This is a genomic window from Gimesia maris, from assembly GCF_008298035.1.
GTDB classification, from domain to species: Bacteria; Planctomycetota; Planctomycetia; order Planctomycetales; family Planctomycetaceae; genus Gimesia; species Gimesia maris.
The window spans coordinates 124,358-142,232 of sequence record NZ_CP042910.1; the positions used below are offsets into that span (position 1 = coordinate 124,358).

Genomic DNA, 17,875 nt, shown 5'->3' on the forward strand with positions numbered 1-17,875 from the left:
AATCGCCATAATTCCAGCGATTTTCAGAATTCTGAATCTGCGAGACGCTTTGCTCGTGCCAGTCTTGCAGCTAATACAGCAGATACAGCCGTTTGTCGTGTCAGTGTCATGGTATCGACGCGACCCAGCAACGATTTCGCCAGCGGTTTGGCTTTGCCGCTTTTAATCGATTCCAGCCGCGCTTGCAGTTCGGGAGAGACTGCGCGGCCCAGCAGTTCGCTTACTTCATCCAGCGGTTCCAGCAGTGATCCCACATTGCGGGGGAACGGCTCCAGTGAAATCAGCACCGTTTCCAGCACGGCAGCAACACACCAGGCCTGCACGGGGCCCACCGCGGCGACCTCCGCCAGAACTTCACCTGCCCGGTTCAACTTCACCCAGCCGCCGGCCATCACCTCGCTCAAGGCATGCGTCAAAAGATCCAGATCGACCCGATCGCTCTCCGCCAGCGCGATCCAGACCTCAATCGACATTGAGCGGGCATTGCCGTCCTTGCTGACCGTGGCAATCCACAGCGCGCGGGCCGCCATCAGTGTCAGTGGACGATCCTGCTGGAACAGAGGCACCAGGAACTGATCGAAGGGTTCTTCTACCGACGAACCACTCTCGACTCGTTTGGCGAGCGCCTTAGTCGCCAGGCACCAGTACCAGTCCAGTTTCATCGGCCATTGACCAGCCAGAAACGGATACAGAAACGCGGGTGCGTAATTCACTTTCAAATCATGCAGCTCGGCGGGCAGGAAGTGACAGTTCAGCTGCGGCTTGTCCTGGGCATTGGCGAATTGCTTTGCCACCTCTGCCAGGTCTTCATCCTGTTTAATGGCTTCCAGCATCTGGCTCAGGAACTGCTGACCACTCAGATTCTCTACCTGCTCACCCTCCTGCATGGCCCAGGCGCGGATCACATCCTGTTGAATAGTGGTACCCGCCAGCCGTTCCCCGGCAGTCCATTTGTAATCGCAGGGATAGATCACATCGGGCAGTTGTGCGAGATCCTCTGTAATCAGGGATCGTTCTTCGCATGGAAGTAATTTAGACACATCTCCCCAAGGATCCCGGGCTCGCAGCGCTGCAATCCAGACTGGCAGAGGTACAGCCGGATCAATAATAATATTTCCTTCACCTCCCATCGCGACCATCGCCAGCGTCTGATACGGGGCCTTGAGCTTCTGAGCCGCTTCCAGGGCCTCGGTTCTATGTTCGGGTGCGAGTCGCAGAAAACTCCGTTCCAGGTCCATCTCCATCACGTCAATCTGTGCTTCCTGCGCCCGCTTGAGACGTTCGACCCAGACCAGGGGATCGAGCCAGCCCCCCGCATGCGTAGCCGCTGATATCAGTGGGTAAGCGGTCTTCGACCGCACGCGCTGTTCCAGTTCCCGCAGGTAACGATGCAGGACTGTCTGGATCGAAGCCAATACATCAAATTCGTTCCCTTCTTCATCGAGCTCAAATTCCAGTTTGACTTCCAGCCATGCCCCGATTAACCGCGAGAAAGCCGGACCGAAATAACCGCCGACGAGACCCCGTTGCGGGCGGTCATAAATCGACCCACAGGTCCGCCTGACCAGCGACTCGGTCATCGACTGGAACGACTTTGGCCGCTCGTTCCACAGTCGCATGATCCCGTTGATAATCCGTTCGGCGGTATCGGGATCGTCCAGTTGCTCGACGGCTGTAGAGGTGACTTCGATCAGTTCCTCAACTGTTTCAATGGGAGCGAGCGGAGCCGCCGTCGTCAGAACCGGCACACTCTTTTGTGACCAGCGACAGCTGAGATCCGCACCTCCCGCCTGCGCCTCTGTCACCGCTGCATCCACACGCAACAGGCTGCGCATGTCAGTGGGCAGTGCCGTTGCCCGGGCCTCCAGTTCCCCCAGATCTGTCGTCGGGGCCTCTGTTCCAGGTTCCATTTCTGCCGCTGGCTGAGACTGCACCAGGGTGGCCGCTTTTGCTTTCAGGGTTGGCGCGATAGTTTCCAGATGCAGGGCAATCGTCTGCTGTGCTGAATCATCATCGGCCCGTAGATATTCTTCGAGCAGATGCAGGGCCGCACTTTGAATGTCTTTGTTCGCGTGCATCAGCGCAATCGCCGCTGCTTCGACGGCTTCCCCTCTCAATGCTTCGTCAGCCGCGATCCGGGCCAGCAGGTCGAGGGCTGTCTTCGCATGTTTTTTGGGTTTGTGACTGAAAATCCCGGGCAGCGCGGTAACCACTTCCCGGGCATCGAGCAGTCCCGCCTGCTCGATTTTTTTCAACTGCTCGACCGCAAAGCCGGCGACAACTGCCTGGCTGTCGGACAGGAACCCGCCCCATTCCGCTTGAAATTCGGCCAGCGTTTTGGCATCGGCTTTGGCCGCCTTCATCAGCATCAGACAGCCGTTCCGTTGGGTTTGATTCGACATGCGATGCAACACTTCGATCCGGGACTCAAGTAGCCTTCTGCTATCGAGCAGTTTTTCCTGGTTCAGGTATTCAATCACAGGAATCCAGGGGATGAGCTCGACATCATCTGGGATCGAGTAAACCAGTTCACGGCAGGCAGGAATTTCCTGCAGCACCCGTTGTATGGCCTCCGGTGCCGCTTTCATGGCTTCCGGTAAATCGACCATGAATTGGTCAGCAACAGCAGGAAAATCATCAGCCGTAAACTTTTGAAATGCATACAACAACGACCAGTATTCTGGAGAGATTCCATCATCGTTTCGTTCTTTGTTGACCAGGGCGGCGTACCATTCATCCCACCAGGGAGGCTGGCGGTCGGCCATGACCTGGGCTGCCCGCGCTTGATGATTGGAAACAGTGGGAAAATGAATACATCCCTCCAGACTTTCCAGACCGTAGCGCCCCAGCCAGGCAATGTAGGACATTTCATAATCGTACGGCTTTTTATCAGCCAGATTTTTTCCCCGCCAGAACATCTGCTCGATTCTCTCCCGTTCTCGTTTCTCTTTAACCTGCGGGTCATCCAGACCCAGAATACAGGGCTGAATCACATTGTTATCAAACCCCAGTGCCAGCATCAGAATATTGAACGGTTCAATTGCCGCCTTACGCCGATCTTCGTCCCAGTCGGCCATTGCGGCGACGACGGCATCGGGGTCTTTGTTCAAAATGGCATCCTGCAGCGCTTCAATCATGGTGCTTTGCCTCAACTGTCATGCGGGTCGCTAAAATATGTTTACAGGGGCCGCGATGTCCCTGGTAGCGGCTGAACCAGGGACACGTGCATTTCTCCCCATCCGGTCGCAGACGAACAATATACGTTGTGCCGTTACTGGTCACTTCCGCGGCCCGTTCATCAGCAGAATCGTCAGGCAGCAGTAGGACCGCCTGTTGTTCCAATAGCTTGTTGGCGGCACGTAATCGGGGCTGATCGCGGTTGACCAGCGTCTCTGCAAACGGCAGTTGCCGCTGAAAATAAAATCCGCTGCCCGCGTCAAAGCCAGCCAGCCCGTTAGTGGCCAGTGCCGCCAGACTGTTGCGGGCCTCGCTGGTCGTACAACCGAGCCGCACTGCCAGCTCAGCCGGATCGATGGTTTCGGCTGGTCCCGTCGGTGAATGATCGTCTCCTGCGAGCAGATCCAAAATCGGATCGACGCGTTCCTGCCAGTCATCGTTTACAAGCGAATCCAGCAGCTGTCCTTCGCCCGAGAAGCCCCGTTGCAGCGTCGGCGACAACACCAGCCAGAAACGGCTCCAGTCAGTCTCGCCCACCCACGCATGCACGCCGGAATTCTCGTCGGCATATAGGCTCACTTCGCGGGCGAGCGGCAGCAGAGTCCGCAGTGCCGATAACCGACTGGCACCTCCGACAGGAATCGCTCCTGCTGTGGCTCGTGTAGTCAGCCGGGGCCGACCGGCGCTGATCGACAGGTATTGGTTACCGCTTCCCATGCGGGCTGTACTTTGAATCAGTGGCAGCAGCAGTGCCGGCGTAAAACGCTGTTTCAATTCCAGCTGCGACTGATAAACCTGCACCTCACCCAGGCCTTTGATCCAGCGCCGGGACAAGCGGACTTTCTTTTCGGTGACCGCAGCCTGGTTCCGTTCCAGCGTCACCGCGTCGGATTCGATACTCAACCGGACTTCATCCGACCGACCGACGCGGCTCAGGTGCGCGATCATCTCGGAGTTGAAGTCCACGTTCGTGGTACCACAGGCGCGTCGCTCAGTTTCAAATGCGTTCTCGTCCAGATCGAGTCGCGCATAGGCACCACAACAACCACTGAAGCCTTCCCATCGGACCAGCGAGCGACTCGCGGTGACAATCGGATCCATCTGAGGAGGACGCGCATCGAAAAAATGGGTTCGCACAATCGTACTCAGTGACAGTAACATCGTCGCGACTTCACGCGGGTAAGTCACACGACCGGCGAAGAAGGGGCCGTCAATCTCCGCAGCAGCGTTGCCTCCACAGGCGGCCAGCTGAATCAACCCCGGATTAATTCGCGAGGCGAACGGATACCGGTAGAGATGCTCCTGCTGAACGGTCGACACAAGCGAGCTCCATTTCCAGAGAGATGCAACACACCAAATAACGGGACAGACAACGCGTTCTTTGATTGTGCTGGGAAACGTACGGCAAGTCAACCAGTGGGAAACGAAGAGGAGTCATTGCCTGAAAAATCGATACTGCTCCCACTACAACCAGAATGAGATGTAGGGCGCAGCATCAAATCGGAATATCGAATTATTCGAGAAATATATGATGTTTAGTCATGAACAGCGTGATGTTTTCTGCCTCGCTACGCCTTTCAGTCAGATAAGCCGTTTTTCTCACTCCTGAAAATAGAAAGTCAGCGCCATGAACGAGACATCATCATCGACCGCTCTGGAGACTGTTCAAGCCAAATCCGACCGGAAAACGTTGATACTGCCTCTGTTGATTATCTGCATCGGGACAGGCTGGCTGTTGACGACGCTTGGCATCGTGCCCCACATCAACTGGATCTGGACACTCGGGCTGGCTGGCATTGGGGTACTTTCTTTTGCCGTCAATGGCATCGATAAATCAACGGTTGTGATGGGCCCCTTTTTCATCATCGCCAGCTGCCTGTCTGTCCTGCGTCAGACCGGTCGCATTTCGTTGGATGTGGAAGTGCCGATTCTGGTGATCGTCATTGGTTGCCTGTTACTCATCGCCCGCAGCAAATCCATCCCGCTGCCCGACTGGATGGTTCTGGAAGAAAAGCAGCAACGCTCCTGATTGTTTTCACAGCAGATCGGCAAACCGCAGAGCATGCAGGAACGTCATTGAGGCGGCGAAGTTGGCGGCGTAAACAAGAAAACAGAGCCACGACTCTCCCATCGGGTATTGATGCGTGCCAAACAGCAGCAGAAATACGACACCAAAACAGACCGAAATCACTGGCACCAGGGAGAGAAACTGCACCCAGTAGTGCATTGCATTCCACTTGACCAGATAAGTCGTGAGAGGCTGGAAGCCGACATGCACCAGGCAGAACAGGATGACGGTGAACAGACACTGCGCGTAAATCACCAGGCGTAACTGTGTTTCGGGGCGTGAGAAAAATACTTTCGCCGTCCTGAGAACTACGGGCAGATCGATTTCAAAAAACCGTTTGCGTGTCAGGTTAGTTAGCATAGAAAAATTCCGTCAAAGTGAAGCCCGCTCTGTAAAATTCTATCACAGCTGGTCATGAAGTTCCCAGTTCGATTTCTGATCGAAGACGAGTTGCGCTCCCACTGTCACTTACAACGATCATCTGCATTCGAGTTAATGCAGCAGCGAATACCAGACAATATTCAAACCCAGACGAATGGCGTCAGCTTGTGTGTAGCCGGCGCAAGTGATTTTGTCGCCGTGCTCAATCGCACAACTCAGATCGTGTGGGCTGTAGAGGATTACATAGCGGTCATCGACTTTGATGCCTTCAACCACAGGCGCTGTAAGTTGAACGCGTTCCTCAGTTGAGCGGGTCTGCAGGTCAAGTGGTTTCCGGAAATGGACCTGCCGCAGATCGTAACCGGTTTTCGTGGAAAACAGTTCATGCTCAACGGGAATCCGTTCCAGCTTTTGAGTCGGGAACAGCTGTTCGGTCAGTCGTCGAAAACTGCCATCAAATTCGTCCGCGCCACAGCAGGCATCCGCGAACAGCACGCCCCCCTGCAACAGGTGTTTTTTTAAAGCGCGTTGATCTTCCGGACTGAGCACGAAGCCAGTACGACCATGCAGGTACAACAGCGGATGTTTGAACAGCCGGGGATCCGAAAGCAGAACATTGCTGGGATTCGTTGCGAACTGGCCGCCGGAAACCTGATTCATGGCGTGCAGCAGTTTTCGTAACGCATGCGGGGCGGCGTCCCATTCCGTCGAAGCACGGATTTTCGCGATGTTCAACAACCGATGTTCAATCCGCTCCTCTGTCGACGCAGGCTCTGCCGAGGTCTCAGGCCCCAGTTCTTTGATCAGCACGCGTCCCGCTGCGAGCGCTGCCACATTCACACCCACGTGCAGCGCACGAGTAATACTGGCTTCCCGTTCTGGCGAACGGTCGGGCAAAGTCAGCGGTGACCATTGATCCCACAGACAGCCCAGATCGTCGGGTGAAAACAAAATGGAGGTGCGGCAGCCGGTCTCTGCTCCCCACAGCTCTACCAGAGGATCACCGGTTTTCAGATCCAGCAACCGAAACTCGCTGCGATAGACCGGATGCGTTCGCTCCAGCTTGCGGAGTTTGACTTCCTCTGCGGGATACAATTTCGAAATCAATTGTTGCATGGCTGCATCGGGAGAGGCACTTTGACAGCCGCCCAGTGCAAACAGGCAACCACCATCCTGCAGATATGTTTTCAACAGAGTGATCTGCTCAGGTGTGAAACGGTCTGCATCGGCGACGTCCAGGATGAGCAGCGGACATTGATTCAGGTCATCGGCGTCGGCTCGATTCATGTTGACTGACTGCCAGGTGAGTTGTTGCGGCCAGTCTGGCAGGCGGCTGGTATAACGTGCCAGATTCCAGACATCCTGCGGCGTATAGTCGATTGAATCATGGGCTGCATCAGGCGCGCCATTCCACTTGAGCTTACCGGCTAAGATTGGCGTCAGTCCCCGGGAGAGGAAGTGCAACGCATAGTCGGTGGCAAGGATCGGGCAATCTTCCAGCAGCGCTGGTGCACCGACCCAGGCGCCGGTTATCGGATTCTGGTGTGCGATCAGATACTTCGCTCCTTCGCGATACCAGTCGAATTGCTTGCCGGACTGGCTGGTGAAGTAGCGTCGTCCCGTCAAACGGCCGACCCGCTCCAGGCAATACAGATAATAGAGGTAACCGACCGATCCATCTGAATTGGCATCGGTACTTGGATTATGTGTCACCGTGAAGTGATTTCCCAGCCAGCGACAGCCGGCTGCGATCGCTTCGTCCTTGAACGCTTCACCACAACAGCGGGGCGAACCGTCTGCATGCATGTTGAATCGTTGACTGCGGAGCAGGTTTTCGGTTGTGACCAGGTAAGCGATTCCTGCCGCCGTGATGCCTCCCCGACTGAAACCGCTTCCCTGTGATCCCCAGCCCCCATCCCGGTTCTGTCGACTCAGCCAGTGGTCACGAGCCCGCTGCCAGGTCGCAGTTTGAACCGGCACTCCCCGTTGTGCGGCTTCGTAAAGACCTAACGCCGCAAAGTGAGCATAGTTCGGGACATCGTCAGCGCCAAAACTCCAGGCACCGTCATTCGTTCCCTGGGACTTTCCCGCCTCCAGCTTCTTAGTCAATCGTTTCATCAGAGGCAGATCAAGGTCCGTATCGCGGGCGGCTGCCAGTGTTTCGAGCAGCAGCGAAATTTCGTGAGTCTTGACCGGATCCTGTTTGCGGAGCCACTGTAATCCATTTTGGATTTCAGCATTGTCTGCCGTCATACCTGCCTGGAGCAGGGTATGCAGCGTGAAGCTGGTCAGCACAACCGTCTGTTCGGGGTGGCCAGTCAGTTGCCAGGTCCCGTCAGGCTGCTGTTGCTTCAAGAGAAAGTGCTTCGCTTTTTCGATCGAAGACAGTACCTGCGCACGCGTGATATTCTCTGCCTGTAGCATCGGGGTGAACGTGAAGAATCCCGCTGCCACGGTCCAGCAGACAATTAGCACGTGCAAAAATCGTACTGCAGAATGTCGATCATGCATCTTCATACCATTTCCTGATGCTGTCTCGGAGAACGCGTTCCGTTCCAGCATTCATTCTCTTGTCAGTCTGTTCAGTTTATTGAGCTGAGATGCATCCTAAGTCTGCTGTCGAACTACGTCAATGTGCATTTAAAGAGGTTGCAGCCAGTCAGATGTCTTCATAGTAAGTGATGAGTCTGGTTGACTTTATTGTTTAAATAATTGATTCGTGCTAAGAAAAAACGCGGCAGGAGCAAACAGGCCTCCCGCCGCGTAAATTCAATTTGCTTTCGTCAGAAAACAGGACCCTCAGTCGCCACAGCAGGGGCAGACTTCCGGGACAAAGACTGTCAGCGTGGCTGCGTAGGCGGTCTCCTGGTAATCCTCCGCCGATTCGTTCTCCGCCAGATGGTGCGCGACAACCAGATATTGATTGCCCGTCTTCGGTGTGAACGACGCGAGGCCGGCGGCATCGGTCTTGCGTTCATATCGTTCATCAAAGCCTTCCTTCAGAGTTTCACCCTGGGGAACGAATGAGACAACCGTATTCGCCAGTGGTTTGCCTTTGAAGTCCACGCGGACTTTCAGAGGATTGCCCGGCCCCATGGGAGTCACAGGATTCAGTACGGGCACCAGTTCCAGCGGATGTCCCAGCGCCTGGTCAAAGCCGGGATTTTCTAAAGGCGTCTGATCCAGTTTGGCACTGACGACGAAACAGGTCTTCGCACTTTTAATCGCGCGTACCGGTTTGCCATGATTGACCACCCGGTCCAGTGAATGCGCCACCGTGTAGAGGCCGGGTTTCACTGGTACGAACTTGCCGCGCCAGTAACCTTCCTTGGGGGCATAGCCGGTATCCGTCAATTCGCTGATCAGATCGTAAGTTTTCCCTGCTGGATCGATGACATTCAGACTGCAGCCTTCCAGATCAATCTTGCTGGCGATTTTAAAATCACGGTGGTGATTCCCATGGTTCCCCAGTTTCAGATTGATGTAAACGGCATCCCGCGCCCGAATCAGATTCGTATTCGTTTCCACCCACGTATCATGGGCGGCTGCGGAGGCGACTGTCAGACAGACGGTCAGCAGAGAGTAGAAAAATGTTTTCATGTTAACTTCCTCGAAGAAACGTCATCCGGGCCAACCCAAGGTCGACCCGGATGAACTGAGACCGTTTAATATTCGCCAATCACTTCGCCGCCGGCACGGGTTGCCAGCGCACGCCAGAGATCGGTGTTGATATTCTCGCCGACAAAACGACAGCTGCCATCCACGAGCGTTACGTGCACGCCGCCGACATGGGCACTGCGGGCACTGACCAGCGCATAGTTGTGATAACCGTTCTGGCAGTCGGGATTCGAAGAGTTGGGCCCGTACCAGTGGTTATACATCGTGTCCGCCAGATGGCCGTTTACCCACTTGGCACCCCGTTGACCCGACCAGGCGGGAGCAGCAGCGGCAGTACATACGGCAGGAGTCGTCTGTGTTCCCGCCGAGAGCTCCACCACACGGAAGCGATAGTTGCCGGTGGGGGGGGCGGTGTTTTGCCCGTCACCCATTAACTGTTCGCCAAACGCGACCGTATTGCTGGTTCCATCAGTCACATCGCGGAATCGGATCTGGGACTGCGAAAAGATGACGCCGTCTGCATTACTGATCGAGCCATCATCGGTCGTTGCTGAACCATTCAGGCCCGAGCCGGCACACGCGGGATAGCTGATGCCTGCATAGTCCGAACCGGGAACGGCATCTTTATCGCTGGGGCAGACCATTAGCGGCAGTCGTACGCGGGCTGCCGTGTCGTTGTTGCCGACTTGCGTGGCGTCAAACGTTCCGGGGTTGAATGCATTGAGTGGTGGCACATCGTAATTGAACTGGTTCTGCAGGTTCGCCTGATCCACAAACGGGAGCAGGTGCGCATGTGCCGACCAGACATAAGGGTAGCCCAGACCGCCGGGGGGAAAGACACGGTGTGTCGATTCATAATTATGCAGCGCGAGTCCCAGTTGCTTGAGATTGTTTTTGCACTGGCTCCGTCGGGCTGCTTCGCGCGCCTGTTGAACGGCGGGCAGCAGCAGGGCAATCAGAATGGCGATGATGGCAATCACTACCAGAAGTTCGATTAAGGTAAAACCGCGCACACGTTTTGCGCAGCACTCATACGTTGGTTTCATTTTGAAACTCCTGAAAATAAATGGAAATGTGCGCAGGCTGATCTCAGGTCAGTCTGCAGTATGCATCTGGTTTAAAAATCAGAGGCAGCACAATTCCGGAGGAGGAGTTTCCGGCGCGAGACGATGCTCGGGAAGAATACTGGAAATCTGCAGGCAGCAGAATTCGAGGGGAGTCGGGCTCAATATCAGACTCGGCAGAGCAGGGAGACGCGGATCGTCATTCACCTGCAAACCCGCAGCAGGCCCGTGACCACAACCACAGGCCGAAACCAGGACTGTTTTGGATGTTTCCGGTTTTGATTTTCCCGTACAGCAGGAACGGGTCTGTTTTTTGGCACAACAGGATTTCGGTTGGATTTCGCATTTGCGGGAAGCTTGCGAGCGGGAACAGCAGCAGCCTCCCGTACGTTGCAGTTCCTGACCACACTGACAGCCTGCTTGAGGCGTTCCCACAGGTTCCAGCGGAAAGCCCACCGAAGTCGTGAAAAAACAGAAAAGCGTGACCAGGCAGATCAGAGACTGTCGGTTGCAAAGCTGTTTCAAAGGTGGGAGCACGGGCAGGAGCATCAAAGATGTCACTATAAAAAAGCATTCAACGGGGTTACGGCTCCGCCGAAACAGGAAGATATCTTCATTGTATAGATGAACACAATGAAAACGCCACTCAAATTCGCCAGAAATCTGCTTCAGGCAGCCAACGCAACCCGCTTCGCTTCAGAATGGTTAACGGCTTGACAATCCGTTCTATTACCGGTAACATTCTAATGTTCGTCAGAATGTTGTGTTTGTGTGCCGCCGCAGATTTTGAACCTTCCCCAGTACATCAAACCCTATGGAGCCACTTTCCATGACCTGCCCACCCGCTCTGAAACAAGTGACACGCGGATTCACCCTGATTGAACTGTTGGTCGTCATCGCTATTATTGCGATTCTGATTGCACTGTTACTGCCCGCCGTTCAGCAGGCGCGCGAAGCAGCCCGGCGAAGCCAGTGTAAAAACAATATGAAGCAACTGGGGCTCGCCTTACATAATTATGAAAGTGCGCATACTGTCTTTCCTCCCAGCAGTACCAGCGGGTTTGGCAAAGGAGTCTGGAACTATCCAGGTACGGGACCAAACGATCCAAACATTCATCTGCACAGTTTTGCCAGTCTGATCCTGCCTTACCTGGAAGCGGCAAATCTGTATAATTCGTTGAATTACAATGTCTCTGCCCTGGATCCCGCGAATCAGGCAACTGCAGCGGAAGTTCTGGCGTTTTATAAATGTCCCAGCTATGCCGGAGCCAACTATAGCACAGATCCTCTCTATATCACGACGGTCGGCTTTGACCGGTTTGCAATTCGCAATTATGTGGCAATTGGCGCACGAAATGTGTTGGGGCTTTCAGGCGCCACTCCCGCCGAGGGTGTGATGTACCCTGGATCAAAATCGCGGTTCCGCGACATTACGGACGGCACGTCTAACACGATTCTGCTGGCAGAAACGCGGGAAGAAAAAGCATCAGTCTGGATTGATGGTACCAGCGCCGCTGTGGCCGCACGCTGGATGGCGCTGACTCCCCCCTCCTATTCCGGGAGCTCGGTCTCCATTAATTATCAGCCTTATTTTCAGGGTGGCGTCTTTCCTGATTCCATCGGCCAGAACTGGGGGCCCTCCAGCTTCCATGAGGGGGGCGCCCACCATCTGCTCAGTGACGGGTCAGTGCACTTCATTTCCGAAAATCTTGATGTCAATGTTTATGATGCATTAACCACGCGCAGCGGCGGTGAAGTGACAGGAGAATTTTAAGGACGCACCAGGCGTCGTTTCGCTTCTGCTCATGTGGCTGAACACTCATCGACAGGCAGTCCTGATTCAGTACCAGAATCGTGACGAACACAGATCAGGTGAAAATGACTTACTTTGTCAGATCGAAATCGATGGTATTATCGCCTTCGGTGACCGTCGCTTCCAGTGTCGTTTTTTTGTTATATTTTTCGGGAACCGTCTCACTCCCCTGATCGCCGAACGGGTCGTTTTCTTCGTCGAGAGTGCTGATTTTGACCGTGTGTTTTCCCAGAACAGCCCCCATTTCATCCCGGATGAAGACCAGTTCGTATTTACCTTCCTCGTTTGTTTTCGCTGCAGAGGCGCGACCTGATGTGGGATAGAACCGCACAAAGGCACCTGCCAGCGGGGCACCATCCATTGTGACTGTACCGCTCACGGGGGCCAGTTTGGGTTGATCATCGGGAGCACCGCCACAGGCAGTCAGCATACAGGAAAGCGCAAAGCAGAACATGAATGTAAAGGAACGTCTAATCATCGTACTTGTTTTCTGGATTATAGAATGAAAAGAAATGATTCGCTGGCTCGTTCTGAACTGACGGCAGCAAAAAAGGATTCATTAAATTGAAACACACAACAGCCATGATTCAGGCTGTTGTGCAGTTTCAAGTATTGATTGATAATGGTTTGTTGCCAGGAATACGCAGGCGGCGGTATTAGAATTCGCCCAGTACCTTACCGTCGTTTTCATCGTTCAACCACTTGTAAGTGTTGACGTCGATGTTTTCGGAAAGGAATCGGACGGAACCATCGGCGAGCAGCACATGAACGCCACCCACATGCATACTGGACAGTGCAAAACGGTCTGCGACGGTGCGGGCACCTCCATTGATGAAGTCATCGGGAACATTATAGCCGATGAAGTAAACGTCTTCTGCCTGCAGTCCACGTTCCCAGCCCCAGGAAGCGGTACGGGCACCAATCCAGAGTTTGCCGGTGAATTCATCACAGGGAGCACCGCCACAACTTCCGGTCGTTCCGGTTTCATCCCCGGTACGTACTTCGCCAACCAGGATTGTGTTGGTAGTGCCATCGGTGATGTCACGCATTCTCAGCGCTTTGTTGACACCCAGTACGATGCGTTCGGTGGCGTAGTTGGATTTCCCGAAGCTTCCCTTATCTGTATTGATGCCACCCATGGGATCGGAAGGACAATTGAAAATGGGAATGATAGTTTTGGCTGCAGGAATGGAGGTTGAGCCCGTATAGCCAATCTGCCAGTTCATCGTGAAGTTTGAGGTTTCAGAACCGATCTGATTGTAAAGATTGGCCTGATCGATGTAAGGCAGAATCATGGTGGCCCAGCCTAAGCCATTTTTGTTAGCAGTTTCAGAAGCATCACCCAGAGTCTGGTCTCCATCAATCCAGCCGGGAGGGAAGGTACGGGCGGTATCGTGATAATTGTGAAAGGCCACTCCGATCTGCTTCAGACTGTTTTTACAGGTACTGCGTCGAGCGGCTTCCCGGGCCTGCTGGACTGCTGGTAGCAGTAGCGCGATCAGAATTGCAATGATGGCAATAACCACCAGAAGCTCGATTAATGTAAAGCCTCGGAACAGTTTTCTTACGTTATAGCGCTTGCTCGTTTTATTCATCACGTCATCCTATAACAAATTTTAGTAAAGAATATTAATAATACGGATTAACGAACGCATATTTAATTATTAATAGTATGTAATGAAAATTAAAACTTTCAATAACAAATTTTATAGATGGTTCTATTAAGCTGAGAATTCAAGAAAGCGGGACAAATATTTTACATAAGTCCAGTGGTGATATGGCCATGTCGCGTCAAAATGTCGGGCAACAGAACACATTTAGTTGCTTGGTACCCAAAAGAAGGTCAGTTAGTTGCAGGCTCTACTGACAGTTTCTGGCGGGCTCGACCATGCAGGGGTGCCCGTTTCAGACATTCCTGAAAGTCTGACTGGGCGGCCTTCCTCTCCCCGCGCGCTTCCTGAATCAGACCGCGTTCGTACCAGCTCTGGGGATCATCGGGGTTGATTTTAACAGCGAGTTCAATCTTATCGAGTGCTTCTGCCAGCTTGTCGGCTCGGTAATATTCCATTGCTTCCAGACGGTATGTGAGTGCCTGCTCAAGTTGGCTTTCTTCAGTTTTTCCTGCCTGCAGTAAGATATCAGACAGTCGCTGATGCATATCCGCTGCTTTTGACATCGATCCAGCGCGTCGTCCCAGAATCGCTGCCTGATTCCAGTCGCCCCGCATTCCTGTTGCTTCTGCCCGGTACATCAATACGTCTGCGTTGTTGATTCCCATGTTGTTTAACTTCTGGACCGTCTCCAGCATTTTGCGAGGCAGTTGCTGCTGATGCTGCACCTCCAGTAAACGCATCAGAAAAATCTGGCGGTGCGTTGACGGGGAATCGTTGAGCTGGTCGATCAGTTTGACCAGTTCCAGTTCTAACTCGGGAAGCGAACGGTTCCTGATTTTCCTGTTGAATTCTTCCACATGACGGTCAATGCCGTACTGCAGCCGGAACGGTTCAATGAAATTTGAACCCGGGTGCAGAGGAATCGTATGCTGAGCGCGTTCCAGCAGTTGCGCGGTCTGCTCAGCCAGTTCCAGATCACCGGTCTGCTGAAAGGCGCGGTGTTGCAGTTCCAGAAATTTCAGTGAACCGGGCACCTGTTGCAGTGATTCATTAATCAGCGTTAACGCTTCGTCTGCCCGGTCGGTTCGGATCAACAGCTTGGACAGCTGATATCGGGCCGGCAGAAAGCCCAGATTCTGGCGAAACAGTTTTTCTGCCTCTCCCATTTTTTCTTCGCGCAGCGCATTCCTGCCAAGCTCATACAGGGCCTGCATCTGTTCCCGTTTTGCTTCACGTGAGAAGTCAGGGCTGTTATTCAGTTCCCGGTAGATTTCGCTGCTCTGTTCTGTTCGCCCCGTTCGCTCCAGGCAATAGGCGATGCGGCTCTCCGCCAGCCGACTCTCGGGCATCAGTTTTAATACCCGTCGAAAGCAGAGTTCCGCATGACTGTAATAGCCCTGTCCCAGCAGCGCTTCTCCCAGGCGCATCCAGTCGTAGGCGTTGTTGGTCTGAGCGACCTGCTTTACGAGTGGCTGGATGTCCTCCGCAAATAAAGGGTTCATCAGCGTTTTTTCGGGCAGCATTGGCACAGGGCGGGCCGCTCGTTGTACGAACAGGTAGCCGCACGCAACCAGTTCCAGCACCAGAATCACGGCAATCGCACGCACGATCATGGCGATGCTCCTTTCTGCGTTTGTTGAATCCAGTACGGAACTGCCTGAATACGGTCAAAAGGTTTCCGCATGTTGAGCGAGCCGGCAGCAATATCGGGTAAGCCATCCTGATTCAAATCTCCCACTGCAACCGTCACCAGATGAATCGGCTGATTGTCGATCTGCCAGGTTGTGAAATTCTGCTGACCGTCGTTCTCCAACCAGACCAGGCTGGCATGCGCGGGCGAATACCAGTCGTTGGTCATGCTCGCCAGTACGATATCCAGATCGTTGTCTCCGTCCATGTCGGCAACCGCAGCGGCATAGGTGCCTCCCAGGTCAGAAATTCGATGCTCTTCGAATTTCCAGTCTCCCTTGTTTTCAAACCACAGACAGCCATGATAAGGCTGCGGGTAGGCGTCGAAGTCTTCCAGGTTGTCCCCGGCGGGCAGAATCAAATCTTCGTCGCCATCCTGATCCAGGTCGGCGTGGATCAAGCCGGCGCTCCCCAGGTCCATGTTCGGCGTCAGCCAGAGAGGTCGTGTTTTGAATTTGCCACCTCCCAGATTCTCAAAGCCGACCAGCTCTTCTTCTTCCTGGGAAAAGATGGTGGCGATATCCAGATCGCCGTCCCCGTCATAGTCGGCCACGGGAACATGGATCGCACCGGGTGCATTATACAGGTGATGATCCAGGAACTGAAATTCGCCGCGATTTTCCAGCCAGAGGACTTCTCCCCGATTGTATCCAAACACGGCGACCGCCAGGTCAAGATCGCCGTCTCCGTCGAAGTCTCCCGGTTGCACGTCCGCCACGCGTCGCACATCATCCAGGATCACATGCCTCACGAATCCTGTCGGCGTCTGCTCATACAGTTCGACCCGACCGACGACCCCATCGTCTGGTTGTATATTCCCCAGCACGGAAACCACGATATCCAGATCCCCATCGCCGTCGATATCGACAGGCGTGGCATGCGCCGGTGCAGCAACATCTGCGATCAGCGTCTGATCACTGGTACTGCCACCACTGGCAAGTCGACGCAGCACGACCCGGTTATTTCCCGCGTCACAATACAGGATGTCGTTTTTGCCGTCGCCGTCGAAATCCAGAATTTGCACGTTCGTTATCAGAGGCAGTTCCACTCCCGCCTGCAGCGCACCCTGGCGTTCAAACAGCAGCTTCGAAGCCGGGTATGATGTGCCTCCCGAATAGAGTTCGGGTAATCGACCCAGGGCCGGAACGGATGGCAGCAAAAACCAGGTCACTATCGGAAGCAGAATGACGGCAACCAGTAGAACAATCAGCAGCCATGGCGTGGGAGGAGAGACTGGTTGCGAGGCTTGAGGACTTTCAGTTGAGGACATCGCAGGTGGGCACTCCCGGTGGTGGGCAGGTATCAAAAAAGAAGTTCATTCAGTCAGGACAACGGTTTCAATGAAACACACACGGTGTTCCGGTTTCGCGCAGTTCAGCGCGGCTTCCGCAGCCTACACTCGACCCACACAGCGTTTTAACATAAGACACTCTCCGGAGAGCAGGGGAGAGGCCTTGATTTCAATCGTATAACTCGCTGGAAATCCTGTCAACTACCGGCTGAACGCGCGCGGGGTCACATGTCCCTGAATCATCCAGTCAGCAGGCAGAATAAACTCGCGTATCACGTGAACTAGTGTATGATAAATGTTGATACTTTTCCTATACGCTACTGCGGAGTCGTTCGCCATGCCGGTTCGAATTATCCTGATCTGCACATTGATTTTCTGTTCATGCAGCAGCATGGCAGAGGCGGGTATGCCGAGTGCGTCAATTGACCTGTCGGAAATCGCGCAGTTGCGACTGCAGTCGATCTCATTTTTTCTGCTGCTGTTTCTGCTGAGTGCCTGGGGGTTGAAAAAACTCTGGAACATGCTGGCCCGTGATTTCCCGAAACTGCCAGTGATTTCTTATAAAGCAGCACTCGCGGGGACGTTTCTCTGGGGACTGATGTTCCTGTTTGTGCTGACGATGATCTCCGGTGCGCGGGAGCTGCTGACGCCCGGTGCCTGGGAAAAGGATGGCCGCACCTATCGACTGACAGACAGTGAATCGGAACAGGAAACCCAGGCAGCCAAAGAAGCGCTGCTCAAAGAGCGTCGTTCGAAACTGGCCGAACTGCGAATGGCCCTGTTCATGCACGTGGCCACCCATGACGGCAACTACCCTGCGAAAATGGAAGATGCTTCTTTCGCTGACGAATTCTGGATGCAACCCGGTGACTTAAATGCGCGCTATGGTTATGTGCCCGGCGAAAAGAAAAGCGACAAGGTTCGACCGCTCGCATTTGAGCAGGCGGTCTATGGAGACGATCAGCAGCTGATCCTGTTTACCGATGGTGCAATCAAACAGATTTCGCCTGCCGAAGCACGGGAGACGCTCAGTGGAAAATAAAACGGTTGAACCCAAAAATAGGAAAAGAAAAAGATTTGCTGTTCTGCTTGTGAGCTGCTTCATCCTGGTTTTTTTCCTGGGTTGTGCCGGGATCTCTTTCCCGAGTCAATTTCTGTTTT

At 54.0% G+C, this 17,875-nt stretch carries 14 protein-coding genes; 3 read left to right on the plus strand and 11 right to left on the minus strand.

Going from position 1 to position 17,875, the window contains the following annotated elements; genetic code table 11:
* Positions 1–23: 23 nt before the first annotated feature.
* Both GmarT_RS00490 and GmarT_RS00495 read right to left on the minus strand, forming a co-directional pair.
* Complete coding sequence (locus tag GmarT_RS00490) at positions 24–3,137, minus strand: DUF7824 domain-containing protein (RefSeq protein WP_002648087.1); 3,114 nt, start codon at positions 3,135–3,137, stop codon at positions 24–26.
* Entirely contained in the window at positions 3,130–4,497 is a 1,368-nt protein-coding gene (locus tag GmarT_RS00495; RefSeq protein ID WP_002648086.1) for an SWIM zinc finger family protein, read from the minus strand. Before GmarT_RS00495 ends, GmarT_RS00490 begins: the two co-directional genes overlap by 8 nt.
* Before the next feature lie 307 nt (positions 4,498–4,804).
* Between GmarT_RS00495 and GmarT_RS00500 the strand changes: the two genes are divergently transcribed.
* Complete coding sequence (locus GmarT_RS00500; RefSeq protein WP_002648085.1) at positions 4,805–5,206, plus strand: hypothetical protein; 402 nt, start codon at positions 4,805–4,807, stop codon at positions 5,204–5,206.
* Between the two features lie 6 nt (positions 5,207–5,212).
* Here the strand turns inward: GmarT_RS00500 and GmarT_RS00505 are convergent, their stop codons facing one another.
* The 5 genes from GmarT_RS00505 to GmarT_RS00525 all read right to left on the minus strand — a co-directional run bounded on the left by GmarT_RS00505 (position 5,213) and on the right by GmarT_RS00525 (position 10,857).
* Complete coding sequence (locus tag GmarT_RS00505; protein ID WP_002648084.1) at positions 5,213–5,605, minus strand: hypothetical protein; 393 nt, start codon at positions 5,603–5,605, stop codon at positions 5,213–5,215.
* 132 nt (positions 5,606–5,737) lie between these two features.
* Positions 5,738–8,143: a DUF4159 domain-containing protein gene (locus GmarT_RS00510; protein WP_187782328.1), complete on the minus strand. Its 2,406-nt coding sequence runs from the start codon at positions 8,141–8,143 to the stop codon at positions 5,738–5,740.
* A gap of 282 nt (positions 8,144–8,425) precedes the next feature.
* A complete protein-coding gene (locus GmarT_RS00515; RefSeq protein ID WP_002648082.1) occupies positions 8,426–9,226 on the minus strand; it encodes a DUF4198 domain-containing protein in 801 nt (266 codons plus the stop codon).
* A 65-nt stretch (positions 9,227–9,291) separates the two neighbouring features.
* Positions 9,292–10,290: a DUF1559 domain-containing protein gene (locus GmarT_RS00520; RefSeq protein WP_002648081.1), complete on the minus strand. Its 999-nt coding sequence runs from the start codon at positions 10,288–10,290 to the stop codon at positions 9,292–9,294.
* A 78-nt stretch (positions 10,291–10,368) separates the two neighbouring features.
* A complete protein-coding gene (locus GmarT_RS00525) occupies positions 10,369–10,857 on the minus strand; it encodes a hypothetical protein (protein WP_002648080.1) in 489 nt (162 codons plus the stop codon).
* 280 nt (positions 10,858–11,137) lie between these two features.
* Between GmarT_RS00525 and GmarT_RS00530 the strand changes: the two genes are divergently transcribed.
* Positions 11,138–12,082: a DUF1559 domain-containing protein gene (locus tag GmarT_RS00530; protein WP_002648078.1), complete on the plus strand. Its 945-nt coding sequence runs from the start codon at positions 11,138–11,140 to the stop codon at positions 12,080–12,082.
* A 109-nt stretch (positions 12,083–12,191) separates the two neighbouring features.
* Here the strand turns inward: GmarT_RS00530 and GmarT_RS00535 are convergent, their stop codons facing one another.
* The 4 genes from GmarT_RS00535 to GmarT_RS00550 form a co-directional block, all read right to left on the minus strand.
* Positions 12,192–12,599, minus strand: coding sequence for a transthyretin-like family protein (locus GmarT_RS00535; RefSeq protein WP_198139434.1), 408 nt, complete (start codon positions 12,597–12,599; stop codon positions 12,192–12,194).
* Between the two features lie 178 nt (positions 12,600–12,777).
* Positions 12,778–13,716, minus strand: a complete 939-nt coding sequence (locus GmarT_RS00540; RefSeq protein WP_002648075.1) for a DUF1559 domain-containing protein — start codon at positions 13,714–13,716, stop codon at positions 12,778–12,780.
* Positions 13,717–13,964: 248 nt separating this feature from the next.
* The gene (locus tag GmarT_RS00545; RefSeq protein ID WP_002648074.1) at positions 13,965–15,347 is read right to left on the minus strand and encodes a tetratricopeptide repeat protein; all 1,383 of its coding nucleotides are present in this window, start codon (positions 15,345–15,347) and stop codon (positions 13,965–13,967) included.
* Positions 15,344–16,693 carry an FG-GAP repeat domain-containing protein gene (locus GmarT_RS00550; RefSeq protein ID WP_002648073.1) on the minus strand — a complete coding sequence of 450 codons (1,350 nt, stop codon included), beginning with the start codon at positions 16,691–16,693 and terminating at the stop codon, positions 15,344–15,346. The genes GmarT_RS00545 and GmarT_RS00550 overlap by 4 nt, the downstream gene beginning before the upstream one ends.
* A 427-nt stretch (positions 16,694–17,120) precedes the next feature.
* On the opposite strand from GmarT_RS00550, the gene GmarT_RS00555 reads away from it, so the two are divergent.
* Complete coding sequence (locus tag GmarT_RS00555; RefSeq protein WP_044239372.1) at positions 17,121–17,756, plus strand: hypothetical protein; 636 nt, start codon at positions 17,121–17,123, stop codon at positions 17,754–17,756.
* Positions 17,757–17,875: the final 119 nt, after the last annotated feature.